The following is a 13934-nucleotide window of genomic DNA, read 5'->3' as shown; positions in this document are numbered from 1 at the left end:
TTCATCAAATTAGATACATAACCACAAAATGTAACCCGTTTTGTAACCTGTAAAGTCAGTCGAGAAATCGGCTGGCTTTTTTAGTAAAAAAAAGAACTAGATATCCTAGTCCCTAAATCCGATTTCTGTCGTTGAAAGTTCATCTGAATCGTTATATAAACTTTTTATATCTTCTAACAAAATTCCATTGTTATCGATAATAGAATTAATTACTTCTAAACCAATTTTTATTGAAAACTTATTTTTTTCTTTATTTAAAAAATTTGTTGAACTTTCTTTATATGTTTTTTGCATATATGGAATTAAAACACTATATAAATAAACCGGTATCACTAGTTCCAAATTACTACTATTAAAATACATCATTGATTGATTTAAAAATAGAGTTATATTAGATTTATGGTCTATTGAAAATACAAATTCACCTTCAGCACTCGTGATTCGTACTGTTACATTTTTAAGTATTTCACCATTACTAATAAAAGCTTTCGTTATTATCAACTCTGATGTTTGATCAGAAGAACTTTTAAAAATATTGTGTTCATCTACAGAATTCCCAATAAAACCACTAATATTATTTAACTTACATTCAGCAGATAATTCTCCTTTAAAAAGACTATATTTATAAAACAACCAGTTAAATAAATCAGGTTCAATCTGATATTTTTTATCAACTTCTTTAATTATATTTTGACCAATTAATTTTTGTACTCGGTCAATATGTGATTCATTTGAAGAAAAAATCAGTAAGTATATTGAACCTCCTACTTCAAAGAAAATAACTCTAATAGTCGCATCATTTACCCTATCTTTTTTAGGTAAAATCATTCCTTGAGCGTTTTTTTTCTTTCTTTTAGGATATTCAAGGTCAGCATAAGCTTCTAGCACTTGTACCTCAATTGCATTGTTTTCTTTCTCACTCAAGACTATGTTTTCTAACTTTATTCTATCTTTATCCCAAGTATAATAAAAGTTTTTTTCAGCAACCGACATAGTGATTGCTTGTTCCATATCTCTCTTCGAAATAAATAATGGTTCTGAAAAACTTCTATCTAAGATAGTTTTTTTTACTTCATTAAGATTAGTATTTTTGTCTAGTAAAAATAATCTCATAATCAATTTTGAACTTGCCACTTATGCTACCCCCTTACAAATAATATCTATTGTTTTATAATCAATCTCAATTTTTTTAGTTACTAGCTTAGAAATAGTTCCATGTTTACAGGCAGAAAAATCATAATCTAAATAGGTTTCTGAGTCGTGAGTTCTGATAGGTTTTATAAGAAAATTTTCAGATAGAATATGTTTTCTTCCATAGAATCTTTTTCCAGTAGTATTTATTTGACTCAATAATTTTATTTTTATAGACCTGTCTGATATTTCAAATGATGGATTTTTACTTTCCCAACCATATTCATAATAAATATCAAGAATTTTAGGATTAAAATAAATGTTTACTTCAATTCCTATATATTTCAGTATAAACACATTTATTTTTCCCTTAGGTTCAAATTCTACCTTAAGTTTAAACTCTTGTTCCTCGTATTCTTTTCCAATTGGTGCAAATTCAATAGGTGAAATTATTTCTTTATCTTGTTTTGTTAAAATAATTTTTATTTTGGGTTCCTCAAGATTTTTTACAATAATTGTAGAAACTAACAGTAATAACATTTTGACAAGACCGACTCCTAGTGTTACTACAGCACTCAATACTGTTTTTTGGAATACATCATTCGTTAATCCAATACTATCTAGAAATGAAAAAATAAAATTATCACTATTTGTAATAATAAATGCAACAACTGTTGTGATAACAAATGTTTTCCCCAAAGATGAAAACTCTTTTTTAAAATTTATCGATTCTTTCATAGTATCGCACCGTAACCTAAGTTCAGCACATCTAGCAAGTTGCTAATTACTTTCTTATCTTTCACTAGTGCATCTTCATCTATTTCGATAACACCATTTCTTTTTACACTAATAATAAAATTATTCTCAGAACGAAAAGTTACTTTAAGTAATCTAAAACTCTTATGTTTTAAAATATATTCTATAACGTCTGTTTCAAGTGCTTCACCTTCCAAAACAATTGATAAATCTATATTTTCAAATTGGCAATCAATCATATTAATATTTAAGTTCTCACTAATAGATATTAAATAAGAAAATTTATTATTATTTATTAAAGCTTGCTTAATAGAATCGTGTACAAACATAGTATATATTCTATTCTCATTAATCCACTTAGAAAATTTTTCTGGGGAATACGGAATTGCATATGAGTTTTGGTAGTTCCCAATCAAAAAATCATTTCTTCCCAATTTCTTATATAAAGGTAAAGTTTTTCTTTCTTCTTGTAACAAAACTTTATAAAACAACATCTTATTCGCCTCCTTTAATAATTTAAACTAAGTTGTCACAATTATATCAGTAAAATATACAAATGGATACATCACTAATGGGAATGAGCTATTTTTAGATTATTGATCATTTAGTAAATCACTTATTTTCAAACACTGAATTAGTAGATTCTCTCTTTCTTTAGGATTTAGTTTTTTCACCCTATCTAATTCTCTATTTTCTTTAACATCAAATTCAAAAAATTCATTATATGACATATCAAACGCTTTAATAATCCTATCCAAAGTTGGTACCGAAAGATTAAACTTACCATTTTCTAGTTTATTTACATACCTAGCATCTAAAGACGCTAGCAAAGATAACTTTTCTTGACTAATTCCATATCGTTTTCTTAACTGCTTAATTCTTTCGATTAATGGTTGGTTTAAATCACTCATTTATCTCGCCTCCTCACTATAATGCTAGTTTTTATCACTAAATAAAACCACTGGCAGAAAACGAAGTGTTATATAGCTATTTTTGACTACTTTCGGTGATATAGATTTGTAAAAGAAAAAATTAGGAGGAATCAAAATTGAAAAATATTAAACTTGTAGTAATTAGTTTAACAGCATTTGTTTTACTGTCAGTGTTAGGTGGTTGTGGTAACAAAGTTAGTGGTGAATACACTGGCTACTCTACCGGAGATAATGGTGCCAAATGGCGATATGTTTTTGATGTGAAAGGAAGTAACGTGACATTTAAAACATATAATCAGTTAGATACTGAAATGGACTCACTTAAAGGAAAGTTAAATGATGACAATTCCAAAATAGCTTGGGAATCAGAACAAACACAGGAATGCGAATTCTTTGAAGATCGACTTGTAGTCAGCAATGGCGATGTCTTTTATAAAAAAGGAAGTTCTAAAGGGAAAGACTTAGAGAAAGAATGGGATAATCGAAAAGTATTGAGTGATGATGAGCTAGAAAATAATGAAGATGATGAATCTGATGGTTTCTACGATTAATCATCTTATCATTTCCAAAATTAAAATAGTATTAATTTATGTGCTTATGGAGGTCTAAAATGAAAATTCAAACACTATTATCACTATGCCTTACTGGTTTTCTTCTGGTTGGATGTGGAGATAAAAAACAAGAAACTACTAAAAGTTCTAAATCATCAACAGTACACACTACTTATTCATCGAAAAAAGATGATTCTTTTCAAAAAGAAAGTACTACAATGTCAACAACTTCAAATGAAAGTATAGATATTAAGAAAGAATTAACTGAGGAACAGGCACTCGAAATTGCAAGTAAGGTTGCAGATGATTTTAAAAAACAAATATTAGGTACTTTTAAAGATAGCGACACGAGTACTAGCTGGGGAAGTACTATCACAATTCAATTCAATGAAGATAATTCTATTGTTATGACAGAAACAGACAATTCTTTTCAAAAAACAGATTTAACATATAAGGGAACTTGCAGTATTGAAATATATCCAATTGCTTCTACTTTAATGAAAAAAATAGAAGATTCATCTTTTGAGGAAGAGCAAGAAATAATAAATAAAAGTCTTACCATATCAACATATAAGGATTACACTAATTTTTTAGAAAAAAAAGAACTATCATATATTCCTGTAGAAATCGATACCACTATCAATGGATTTAAAGGTTCTGAAATAGACAATGAGAAATTTTCCTCTCAAGCTGAGTTTATATATGAAAACTTCAAACTTGAGATGTCATACAATACAAAATTATTTAAATCAGCAAAACAACGATTCTTAACAAAACAATAATTTTAAGTTAGCCATTTGTGGCTAGCTTTTTTATTTTCTTTTATTCAAATAACTTCTGACAATCGTATAATACCTACTTAAAAAAACCGGAAATAACCAGTTAAACATAAATTCGTTGTGACCTTAGTCACCAGATTTATAAAAAGCATGGCAAAAACGTAATTAATTCGTAATCAAAAAGAAACCAAAATAAGCTTTTTGTAACACAAAACCTCTATTAACTACTTTTTTTGTAACAAACTTCTATTAATACCTATATATAAGCATTCATATTGAAATGTAAACGTTTTCGTTCTAAAACAGGCATGTTATATTAGCTTAACCGGCAAACAAAATAGAATACTTAAGACTTTAGATTCAAAAAGTAGCAGTATTCTTGATATAGACATCCATTTATAATTAATTTAAGGTTTAAGAATTTGGCCAGTCCTCATACCTAAATAATAAAAAAATTACAATACAAGGAGAGATTCTCATGAATAACACTTTATCAATTACTAATGTTTACGCTAATCAGCTAAAATTTGACGTGACTAAAACTATTAATGGTGAGACTATCAAAATTCCAAATGATATTCTTGTATCTAAATGCAAGGTAGCTCCTAAATTCGTTAAGTCAGGTGATAAGTATGTTGCTACTGATGAAGTTAAACATATTGAAATCATTGGTGTAGATAGTCAATTAGCAAAACTATTAGAACAACAAGGACATGCTCCATCTAGCCTTCAATCAATTGTTATTTTGCTTGATGCCACACAGGAAAATATCGAACTTGGTAATAAATTAGTAGCTGAAATTGATGGAACTCAAAATGAGTCTATTATTTCTGTACATAATTATTATGCAACAAGCAAAATTATCGATACTGGTCGTTATCAAAATATCGGGTTTGATTTACGAGCTACAACTGCCACTCAAGTTCCAATTACAACAACAAAATCACTAGATAACTCTCAAAAAGCTACTAAGTAAACCTAGTATCATTTAACTATTTAGGGCCTTAGACATATTTATCTAACGCTCTAAGTGGTTATCAAATAAATCATTCGGAAAGTGGGAAATATTGTGAACCAAAATCAAAATGAACAAAACATTAACACTAAAGGAGAATACGCTAAGTATGTCTTTGACCAAATTGAGCATGTATTCCCTGACTATTTTTCAACAATCTCATCACTAGAGGTTGACTGCAAACCTGAAGAATTTGCGCCCTACTTAGAGTTTATGAATCATTTATTAAATGCCTATCAATTGGTTCAATATCACATTGTTGGCGTAAAGGAGGAAAATTAAAATGAATAACTTAACACCTATTTCAATCTATGAAGAATTTTACCAAATCACTAGTAGAGCAATTCAAGCCTTACCTCAAAATTTAGAAGAAGCATCTCAACTAGACACCATGACAATTAAGAATATGATTTTAATCAATCGGTTCGAAGTATTTGCAGAAGCATTAACCGTTGCCTTAAACGAATTTGAAGGTGCTATGCGCCGTTCATAATAAATCATTCTAATCAGTTTGCTAAAATCATATGAATATTGCTATTCTTCGTGGTTTGCCCCGAAGAAGCCTCTTTGAACAACGACTGAATATTGCAATCCGAAAAGCTTAACCGATACTCATTGGTTTGGTTTATCAGTCTCTAGGATGTGTAAAGACATTACGCAGTGAGCCGTTTAGGCTCCGAAGTAAATGTCACACAACTATAGAGACTGTTACCAAATTCATTTTGAAAAAATTAGATGAGGTTAAGCTCAGAGGTTTGCACAATGAAGTGCGTTGGAAAACTCGGCTTATTTATGACAATTAGCATGGAGTAAATAGCTAAATCCAATGGAATAACTTAGCTAAATAACTAATCCATTGATATTTTATATTGTGTGTTCCAATAGTGACAAAAAGCTTGATAGGATTGGCAACTGAGCTTGTTATGTTGCCAAAAACTACTGTTCCAAAAAACTATACGAGCATGTAAGAGCCTAATGCTCAGTATACTTTACAAAAAAAGTAAATTGGAACAGGTAAATTTAACTTCTGTTCCAAAAAAGAAAAGTATTGAAAACCATGACAAAAAATCCAATTGATGATTTAAAAAGTAGAACAATCATGTATGAAAATCAAATCGAACACTTAGAAAAATTAGGTCTTCCTACAACTCGTGATGAACTATTTGAGTATTTCAAACAGGTATATAAACCAAAAAATATTGCTGTTATTTTACATGATAAGGATTTGAATGAAAATGGAGAATATGCAAAACCACACTTTCACGTTTCAATGAGTTTTGAAAACCCAATGTCACTTGTAGCACAAGCCAACAAAATTAATGACGTTCATCAAAATTTTACGGCATTTAATCGACAAGGTCGCTATAACTTTGAGAATTTATTTTCTGATCTTTGTCATCGGACAAAGAAATCACAAAGTAAATTTCAATACCCACCCCATGATGTTAGAGCTTCTTTCGATTATCCCGAGTGGCTAGAACAGACAAAGAGTTCAGTAAGTATTTCTAGAACCGTTGAAATCAATAATCTATTAGAAGACTTTGGACAAGAAGTGATTACTTTGAAAGACTTACGCAACAGATTAACAAATCTGGAATTTGCCAAAAATGAACGCTTAATTAAATCACTTCGGAATTCTATTTCAGAAAAGAGATTTGAACTCTTTAAAGAAGAAATGATAACAGAAAACAAGACAATTCAAGCATTTTATTTTTTTGGTGATACTGGCACTGGCAAGACAAGAGATTCTAAAGAAAAATTCGCAGACGATTGTTTTGTTACAGGTTCAAATCGTGATTTATTTTCTAATTACGACGGACAAAAAACAATTATTATAGACGAACTAAGACCTGAAACTATTACTTATGACGAGTTGCTAAAAATTTTAGATCCTTTTAACTTTGAAAATGTTGTTGGTAGTCGTTACTTTGATAAAAAGTTAGTGGCAGAAAATATTATTATTACAACACCCTATGCTCCATACGAGTTTTACAACAAAGTACAAGGTTCCGATATTATTCACATCATCAAAACTGAAAAAGGTGTTGTTGAAACTGTCAGTTCTGACAACCCTGATAAACCTGAACAGTTTTATAGACGCATTAATATTTTTAAATTTGAAAAAGAAGCTATTATCTCAATCTATTTCAATGACGAAGTAAAATCATTTGAACCTTTACTAAACCAACAGGTTAAAAACAAATGGTCTACAGAACAGACTTTTACAACTAAAAAAGAGCTACTTGATTCATCAAACAAGCTATTCGGAGGTGATTAAGATATCACAATTGTGGAAGTCCGCATCTAAAGAATTATCTCGCAGAACAAGCCAACATAATTTGTCTGAATTTTCTGAATTCCGTGAATTGTTCTTGCTAAGTCCTAATTCACTTCTTGAATTTCAAAAAGTTAAAAAATGGAGGCAAAAGAACTTTCCTCGTAAAAAAGGAAGACCTCCGACTGGATATGAATCTCACCAAAGTTTTTATAATAGATACAAGCTAGAATTTCAAATGCTCCTTGACCCTCTCAACTCACTTGGTAAAATGCCAATTAAAGAAACCTTAGGAGGTATATCAAATGACTAAACCAAAAATTGACCGAACAACTGGATATAAAGGTATCTATCTTTATGATCCCTCAGCTACTTCTAAACGTTACTATATTCAGTTTAGATATGGAAAGAATCCAAGAACAGGAAAACCTGTAACCATTAAAAGAATGGTTGATTCTGATGGTTCACACATCACTTCACTAAAACGTGCTCAAGATTATCTAAAAGAACTAAAAGAGGAAGCTGATAATGACATTAGATTAAACTATGATAATCATATGCTCTATTCCGACTTTATGAATAAAGTTTATATTCCAGCATACAAAACTGAAGTTCAAGAGAACACATTTATTACAAGGAAGAATAATTTAAATGACATTCGGAATCGATTTGGACACCTTGCTTTAAAAGATATCTCACGTCAACACGCACAAGACTTTAGAACTTATTTACTTACTTCTAAAGATGATGGTGGTTCAGGATATTCACAATCTACTGCTAGTTTAGTCTTTGGTATTTTCAAACAAACTTTAGACAAGGCTGTAGAACTTGAGTACTTAGGGTTTAATCCTACACATAATATTAAATCTATTCCTAAAGGTAGGGCGCAAGTAGCTTATTGGACCATAGAGGAATTTGAAAAAGTAACTTCTCAAATTTATATTGAAGATTTTTATCAACATTTACATTTTGTTATGTTACGAACCTACTTTACAACTGGAGTTAGAGTTAACGAAGGCTGTGCTTTATTTTGGGAAGATATAGATTTTGAAAAGAATACTCTTAGTATTAATCATATGTTGATTATGAAAAATAAAAATGACTGGGAACGAAAAAAAGGAACTAAGACTAGTAATGGAACTAGAATTATTTCACTTGATTATGACACTATTAACATTTTATTAGATTGGAGAAAGCGACAAGCAGAAGTTTGCGAGACTAACTTTATTTTTAGTTACGATGGAAAACCTATGCAGAAATCTACTATTGGACGATTCATTGAACGTTATTCTAAATTAGCCAACGTTCATAGAATTCAACCAAAAGGTTTAAGACACTCTCATGTTTCGTACTTAATCAATGATTTCAATGTAGATATTCTTATGTTAAGCAAAAGATTAGGTCACTCTGGGCCTGAAATTACATTTAAACACTACGCTCATATGTATCCTAATAGAGATGAAGTAATTGCTGAAAATATTACAGGTAATATTAGTATTAAAACATCAGAAAAAAATCAATCCAATTTCAATGGCAATCAGAATCTAAAACTCAAATAATTTTTAAACAGAATAGACATTCTATTCTGTTTTTTTCATAATCTAAAGTTTAATAATATATGTTATACTTTGCATACATCTGTTACTAAAAGGAGATATATTATGAATACAGAATTAGATACGGCTCTAAATGAAATTTCAGATTTAAAAAACTTAATAACTGAATGGCACAACAACAAAACAGAGGACAATTTTTCTAAAAAAAATTTTACAATATTAGAAAAAAATAGTTTGGATTTATTAGATGAAATCGAATATATTCTAAAAAATGATTTTAGTAACTATGTTTCTAATAATACCACAGTTAACTTTTGGGAGTTAATTACTTCTATATATTATAATATTTCAACTACTGTAAGAACCGAATTTAGATCTTTACATGCCTTGTATACCAATTTATACAATATAAAAAATCAAATAGAAAAAATAAAAGCTTTATTTATTATATCTGAAGTAAAAGATACTATTGTAATTGTAGGAGCAAATGGTAGTGGTAAGTCATCATTTGTGAGTAATCTAAAAGATACCAGTCTACCAAATTTATTTGTGTTACCTGCTCAAAAATACTTATTTTTTAGTAAAGATACTCATAATAGGCATGATGTTACCATAGACTCATATCAAGATATATTAATTAATACTAACCAAATAGATATTGGTAAAAAAGACTCTGGCTCATTCGAACTAAGTCGCACTTTTACCTATCCATTCTCTTACTTAATAACTGCACTAGTTAAAGAGTATGCAGATATTACTACACGAAGACATAGAAATGAGGATAAATTCGAAAATAAGATACCTCTTTGGGATACTTTAGAAACTATATGGAATGAGTTAATCCCTAATATTTCTTTCAATATAGACTCAAATGACAGAACTATTACAATAAATAAAAATGGTCAAAAATACGATATAAACGGCTTAAGCGATGGAGAAAAGTGTATTCTTTTTTATATTGGAAATATTTTAATCGCACCGGAAAATAGTTATATAGTCGTAGACGAACCTGAAACATTTTTAAATCCTTCAATTTATAATAAACTTTGGGATTTACTTATTTTAGAAAGACCTGACTGCCAATTTATTTTCACCTCACATACAATGGACTTTATAAATAATAGAACTAATAGTACTTATGTATGGTGTAAGGAATTCGGTTATCCTGATATTTTTGAAATGGAAGTACTTGACAAAAACATTGATTTTCCAATGACTTTATTAACAGAATTAGTTGGTAGTAGAAAGAAAATTTTATTTTGTGAAGGTGATTATGATAGTTGGGATAATCAAATTTATTCTAAATTATTCTTAGATAATTATTATGTAAAACCTGTTAAAGGACATAAAGATGTTATTCAATATACTAAAGGATATAATGAGATCGCTAGCTTACACGGAAACACTGCTTTTGGAATAATTGACAGAGATTTCTTCAATAATAGAGCAATCGAAAAACATGAATCTAATAACATTCTCCTACTCCCTTATAACGAAATTGAGATGTTTTTATTAGATGAAAATATTATAAATTCTGTATTAAAAAGTACAAATTCACCAGAAGAATGCACTCAAAAATTTGAAAATTTTAAAAACGAATTTTTCAAAAAAATAGAAACTAGAAAGAATGTAATTATACTAAGTATGGCAAAAAATCATATAGACACATTAATTGAAGGTAGTTTGGTTGAAAATTTCACTTCGAAAGATGGTATTTCTAATCATATTTCTATGATACCTACTAAAATTAATGTTGATCAAATTTATAATGAAATTTCAGAAAAGATTACCCATCTTCTTAATCAAAAAGACTATGAACAACTCTTACAAGTTTGCAACCTAAAAGGTGAAATACTTAATGGTCTTGGAAACACTTTACTTGATAGTAATTATGCTGAGAGAGCTATTAAACGAATTCAACTTGATGGTTCATTGAGAGATACCTTAAAGAGCAAATACTTCAAGAATTTAATAAATTAATACAGTAGAGACACAGATGTTTGTAACCCTCATTGTGTCTTGATTAATTTCATCATTCTCCAATACAACCAATATCTAGATATACTCTGCTCATTTATATTTTTTATTAATATAATTATTTTTGTTAATTTGTAACCCTGACTGTAACCCTCACTTTTTCAAATCATTCAAACAGAATACTCGGTTACTTTTTAACATTAGCTGATTGATTAGAGTGGGAATAATTAACATATCCTTAGAAATCCTTTATTTAAAGGGTTTCTAAGGCTTTTTTGTTACTTGCGATACCAATCTGATACCAATTTGGGAATAAATTATACTAATGGATGCATACTTTCAGCTTTGACTGACAAATTAATCCCTCTCCCTTGTACATACGGATGACACGTTAACCCTCAAATCTCACTGACCATTTATCTTAAGTTTAGTTAGTTACTATCTAATAACTTTTTAACATCTTCTACCAATTGTGTACTATCTAAATAATCTGCTGTCCACAGCACTTTTTCTAGCAACCGTCTTCCTATTTCTTTATCCTCGTATAAATACGCTAGTTTCCCTTCATAAAATTTAGCAAATAAACGAAAACCTTGGAGGTGACTTCCTTTACTAATAATAACCAGCTGTGTTAAATATTTTTTTGCCAACACAATCTCTTCTTCTAAAATCAACCGAGCAGTGACATTGCTGTAAAGTACAGCCTCTACTAATTGACCACCTGGATAAAATCGATACCTTCCAAGACTTGGAACGACTTCATTCAAAAGTCCCATAAATTGTGCTACCGGTAAAATATAACAACTATTCGCAAAAAATTTCAAATCTTCATAATTCCAATTCTCTAACCTTGAAAAATAATTCGCGACAATTTTCTGAATTTCACTTGATAAAGGCTTCTCCTGAGTTACAATTGCTAGTAATTCATAATTAGCTACAAGTGTCTCAGATAAATAAGTATCTGGACTAAGTTTTAAAAGGTTGTTAAAAAAAGGCAACTGATTAGCATTCCACGTCTCAACACATAACTCCTGCCATTTTTTATCTTCTTTAGGGAGATTGTTATTTGTGATCCACTTGAATTCTTCCATCGTTATCGTTAATCGCTCTAAGATAGCTTCAAACTTCTCGATTGCAATGGATTGCTCTCCTTTTTCAAAACGAATCGCATTGGTCTTCGAGCAAATATTATGATAGACAACTTGTAACTGTTGCCCTTTTGACAAACGAATACGTCTTATGATTGGTCCATACAGCATAACTGGCTCCTTTCCGGTCACTAATTCGTGACCTAAAATCTTCAAGACATGTGGCTAAGATACAATTGACAGTGTCCAGATAGGAGTGACTTTATGTTGAAATTAATCCAGAACTATCCGCTTTTTACAAAATTAATCAGTTTAAATTTAATGTCCAAGCTAGGTAACAAGCTTCTTTACACTGTTCTTTTAACTCTCGCGTCACAATTAAAACAAGGAAATCAAGCTATTATGATGGTTAATTTATTTGAAACACTGCCCCTACTTTTTAGTTTCTTTTTAGGAACTCACGCTAATCATATCACTACTAAGCTAAAAATAAGCAGTTACAATTCATTAAGTCAATTTATTTTTTATTTACTCATAGGCTATCTTCTTAGCCTAAGCCTAACCTTCAACCGTTTAGCTTTTATTGTTTTTCTCAAATCAGCTGCCTCACTTCTCATGATATTTACCTCATCCTTAACAACGCCTTTCACAAAATTATTGGTACTCAAAAAGGATCTACAAAGAACTCAAGGAATTATCAGTCTATTCACCCAACTTGTGAACACGATAGGAAACACATTAGGGGCTTTCTTATTTGGCTTTTTATTACTCTCTACCATTGCCTACCTGAATGCTGGACTTTTTTTAATTGTCTGGATTGGCTACAGTTTGGTTTCACCTAAACTAAGGGGAGTGGAAAAAACACTCCCCCTACTCAAAAAGAGACACTCTATCTTTAAAGAAAGTCTCACTATTTTCGATACACTCACTAAACAAAAAAAGTTAACGAGCGAGTTGGGACAACTTGCCATTATCAATGGTTTTTTCGGAGGCATCATGCCACTTTTCGTGATGTATCTGACTGCCAATGATTATCACACGCACCATTCTCTTCCACTAATACTAGCACTTTTCTCAACTCTTACTACCTTTGGGCTCATTATTGGAGCAGCTTTTAGCATACAACTTACGCGTCATATCTCACTTTCAACGTACAATATTTTTTCTACTAGTTTTATGATTCTCACTGTACTTGGCTTTTATTTAAATTCACTTCCACTTATTTTTATCACCATTTTCACGTTGAGTATCCTAACAGGTTCTCTTTCGCCACATTTTTCTTCCCAATTAATTTGGACTTATCCTGCCGAAACACTAGGAGGTATTGTTACCACTGTCAACTCACTGCTTGCTTTAATTTCTCCTATAGCTGGGTTAACATTTCCTTTTATTGCATTACTCAACCTTAACTACGCTTATTACGCTCTTTTTATTTATTCAGGCGGGACTTTTATTTTAATAAGACTCTCTCGTTTAAAAATCACATGAAAAATGTAGGCAATCTGCTAGAGTAGTACTAGAGAATGTTAGTGCGTTTTTTCATATGTACATCATTAAAAAAAGCTTCTATTACAGACTATCTTAAACAAACAAATAGCCACTCATTAAAACTAAAAAAGTCTATCGACTCACGGTGATAATACATCAACTTCAAATAAAAAAATGACTTTCAAATCATAGATTTTCGAGTGGTAAGATAACCAATAGCCTCGTAACTTTTACTTATAAGAGGGTTAGGCTCTCTTTTCATATTCTATTACTACCAATATGATACCAATTTCTGAATAAACTAGACTAATGGATACGTCCTTTCAGCTTTGAATGATCAATTCATTCTTCTTCATTACATACGAGACTTACACCTTCCATTTATC

Annotated in this window: 15 protein-coding genes; 10 read left to right on the top strand and 5 right to left on the bottom strand. The window is 30.1% G+C overall.

Going from position 1 to position 13934, the window contains the following annotated elements; translation table 11 throughout:
• Positions 1-105 precede the first annotated feature (105 nt).
• The 4 genes from OL234_RS00920 to OL234_RS00905 all read right to left on the bottom strand — a co-directional run bounded on the left by OL234_RS00920 (position 106) and on the right by OL234_RS00905 (position 2798).
• On the bottom strand, positions 106-1134 hold the full coding sequence (locus tag OL234_RS00920; protein WP_275469301.1) for a hypothetical protein: 1029 nt from the start codon (positions 1132-1134) through the stop codon (positions 106-108).
• Positions 1135-1869, bottom strand: a complete 735-nt coding sequence (locus OL234_RS00915) for a hypothetical protein (protein WP_275469300.1) — start codon at positions 1867-1869, stop codon at positions 1135-1137.
• A complete protein-coding gene (locus OL234_RS00910; RefSeq protein WP_275469299.1) occupies positions 1866-2381 on the bottom strand; it encodes a hypothetical protein in 516 nt (171 codons plus the stop codon). The genes OL234_RS00915 and OL234_RS00910 overlap by 4 nt, the downstream gene beginning before the upstream one ends.
• Positions 2382-2480: 99 nt before the next feature.
• Positions 2481-2798, bottom strand: a complete 318-nt coding sequence (locus tag OL234_RS00905; RefSeq protein ID WP_275469298.1) for a helix-turn-helix domain-containing protein — start codon at positions 2796-2798, stop codon at positions 2481-2483.
• 137 nt (positions 2799-2935) lie between these two features.
• On the opposite strand from OL234_RS00905, the gene OL234_RS00900 reads away from it, so the two are divergent.
• From OL234_RS00900 to OL234_RS00860, 9 genes are all read left to right on the top strand, one after another.
• Positions 2936-3370 (top strand): hypothetical protein, encoded by a 435-nt coding sequence (locus tag OL234_RS00900; protein ID WP_275469297.1) that lies wholly within the window; start codon positions 2936-2938, stop codon positions 3368-3370.
• A gap of 59 nt (positions 3371-3429) precedes the next feature.
• On the top strand, positions 3430-4152 hold the full coding sequence (locus OL234_RS00895; RefSeq protein ID WP_275469296.1) for a hypothetical protein: 723 nt from the start codon (positions 3430-3432) through the stop codon (positions 4150-4152).
• Positions 4153-4627: 475 nt separating this feature from the next.
• Complete coding sequence (locus tag OL234_RS00890; protein ID WP_275469295.1) at positions 4628-5125, top strand: hypothetical protein; 498 nt, start codon at positions 4628-4630, stop codon at positions 5123-5125.
• A 93-nt stretch (positions 5126-5218) separates the two neighbouring features.
• Positions 5219-5446, top strand: coding sequence for a hypothetical protein (locus OL234_RS00885; protein WP_275469294.1), 228 nt, complete (start codon positions 5219-5221; stop codon positions 5444-5446).
• A 1-nt stretch (position 5447) separates the two neighbouring features.
• On the top strand, positions 5448-5657 hold the full coding sequence (locus OL234_RS00880; protein ID WP_275469293.1) for a hypothetical protein: 210 nt from the start codon (positions 5448-5450) through the stop codon (positions 5655-5657).
• A gap of 564 nt (positions 5658-6221) precedes the next feature.
• Positions 6222-7442: a Rep family protein gene (locus OL234_RS00875; protein ID WP_275469292.1), complete on the top strand. Its 1221-nt coding sequence runs from the start codon at positions 6222-6224 to the stop codon at positions 7440-7442.
• A complete protein-coding gene (locus OL234_RS00870) occupies positions 7435-7752 on the top strand; it encodes a hypothetical protein (RefSeq protein WP_275469291.1) in 318 nt (105 codons plus the stop codon). Before OL234_RS00875 ends, OL234_RS00870 begins: the two co-directional genes overlap by 8 nt.
• Positions 7745-8998, top strand: coding sequence for a tyrosine-type recombinase/integrase (locus OL234_RS00865; protein WP_275469290.1), 1254 nt, complete (start codon positions 7745-7747; stop codon positions 8996-8998). The genes OL234_RS00870 and OL234_RS00865 overlap by 8 nt, the downstream gene beginning before the upstream one ends.
• A gap of 102 nt (positions 8999-9100) precedes the next feature.
• A complete protein-coding gene (locus OL234_RS00860; protein ID WP_275469289.1) occupies positions 9101-10975 on the top strand; it encodes an AAA family ATPase in 1875 nt (624 codons plus the stop codon).
• 428 nt (positions 10976-11403) lie between these two features.
• On the opposite strand, the gene OL234_RS00855 is transcribed toward OL234_RS00860, so the two are convergent.
• Positions 11404-12231: an Rgg family transcriptional regulator gene (locus OL234_RS00855; RefSeq protein WP_275469288.1), complete on the bottom strand. Its 828-nt coding sequence runs from the start codon at positions 12229-12231 to the stop codon at positions 11404-11406.
• Between the two features lie 93 nt (positions 12232-12324).
• Here OL234_RS00855 and OL234_RS00850 point away from each other — a divergent pair, with 93 nt between their 5' ends.
• Entirely contained in the window at positions 12325-13548 is a 1224-nt protein-coding gene (locus tag OL234_RS00850; RefSeq protein WP_275469287.1) for an MFS transporter, read from the top strand.
• The last annotated feature ends 386 nt before the right edge of the window (positions 13549-13934 follow it).

The organism is Vagococcus intermedius (assembly GCF_029144185.1).
GTDB classification, from domain to species: Bacteria; Bacillota; Bacilli; order Lactobacillales; family Vagococcaceae; genus Vagococcus_D; species Vagococcus_D intermedius.
Note: the sequence above shows the minus strand (reverse complement) of the source record. Positions and strands in the feature narration are given on the sequence as shown.

Excerpts from the sequence above, each read along its gene's own strand:
- OL234_RS00915 (WP_275469300.1), bottom strand. The coding sequence starts at position 1,869 with ATGAAAGAATCGATAAATTTTAAAAAAGAGTTTTCATCTTTGGGGAAA.
- OL234_RS00910 (WP_275469299.1), bottom strand. The coding sequence starts at position 2,381 with ATGTTGTTTTATAAAGTTTTGTTACAAGAAGAAAGAAAAACTTTACCT.
- OL234_RS00905 (WP_275469298.1), bottom strand. The coding sequence starts at position 2,798 with ATGAGTGATTTAAACCAACCATTAATCGAAAGAATTAAGCAGTTAAGA.
- OL234_RS00895 (WP_275469296.1), top strand. The coding sequence starts at position 3,430 with ATGAAAATTCAAACACTATTATCACTATGCCTTACTGGTTTTCTTCTG.
- OL234_RS00890 (WP_275469295.1), top strand. The coding sequence starts at position 4,628 with ATGAATAACACTTTATCAATTACTAATGTTTACGCTAATCAGCTAAAA.
- OL234_RS00880 (WP_275469293.1), top strand. The coding sequence starts at position 5,448 with ATGAATAACTTAACACCTATTTCAATCTATGAAGAATTTTACCAAATC.
- OL234_RS00875 (WP_275469292.1), top strand. The coding sequence starts at position 6,222 with ATGACAAAAAATCCAATTGATGATTTAAAAAGTAGAACAATCATGTAT.
- OL234_RS00865 (WP_275469290.1), top strand. The coding sequence starts at position 7,745 with ATGACTAAACCAAAAATTGACCGAACAACTGGATATAAAGGTATCTAT.
- OL234_RS00860 (WP_275469289.1), top strand. The coding sequence starts at position 9,101 with ATGAATACAGAATTAGATACGGCTCTAAATGAAATTTCAGATTTAAAA.
- OL234_RS00855 (WP_275469288.1), bottom strand. The coding sequence starts at position 12,231 with ATGCTGTATGGACCAATCATAAGACGTATTCGTTTGTCAAAAGGGCAA.
- OL234_RS00850 (WP_275469287.1), top strand. The coding sequence starts at position 12,325 with ATGTTGAAATTAATCCAGAACTATCCGCTTTTTACAAAATTAATCAGT.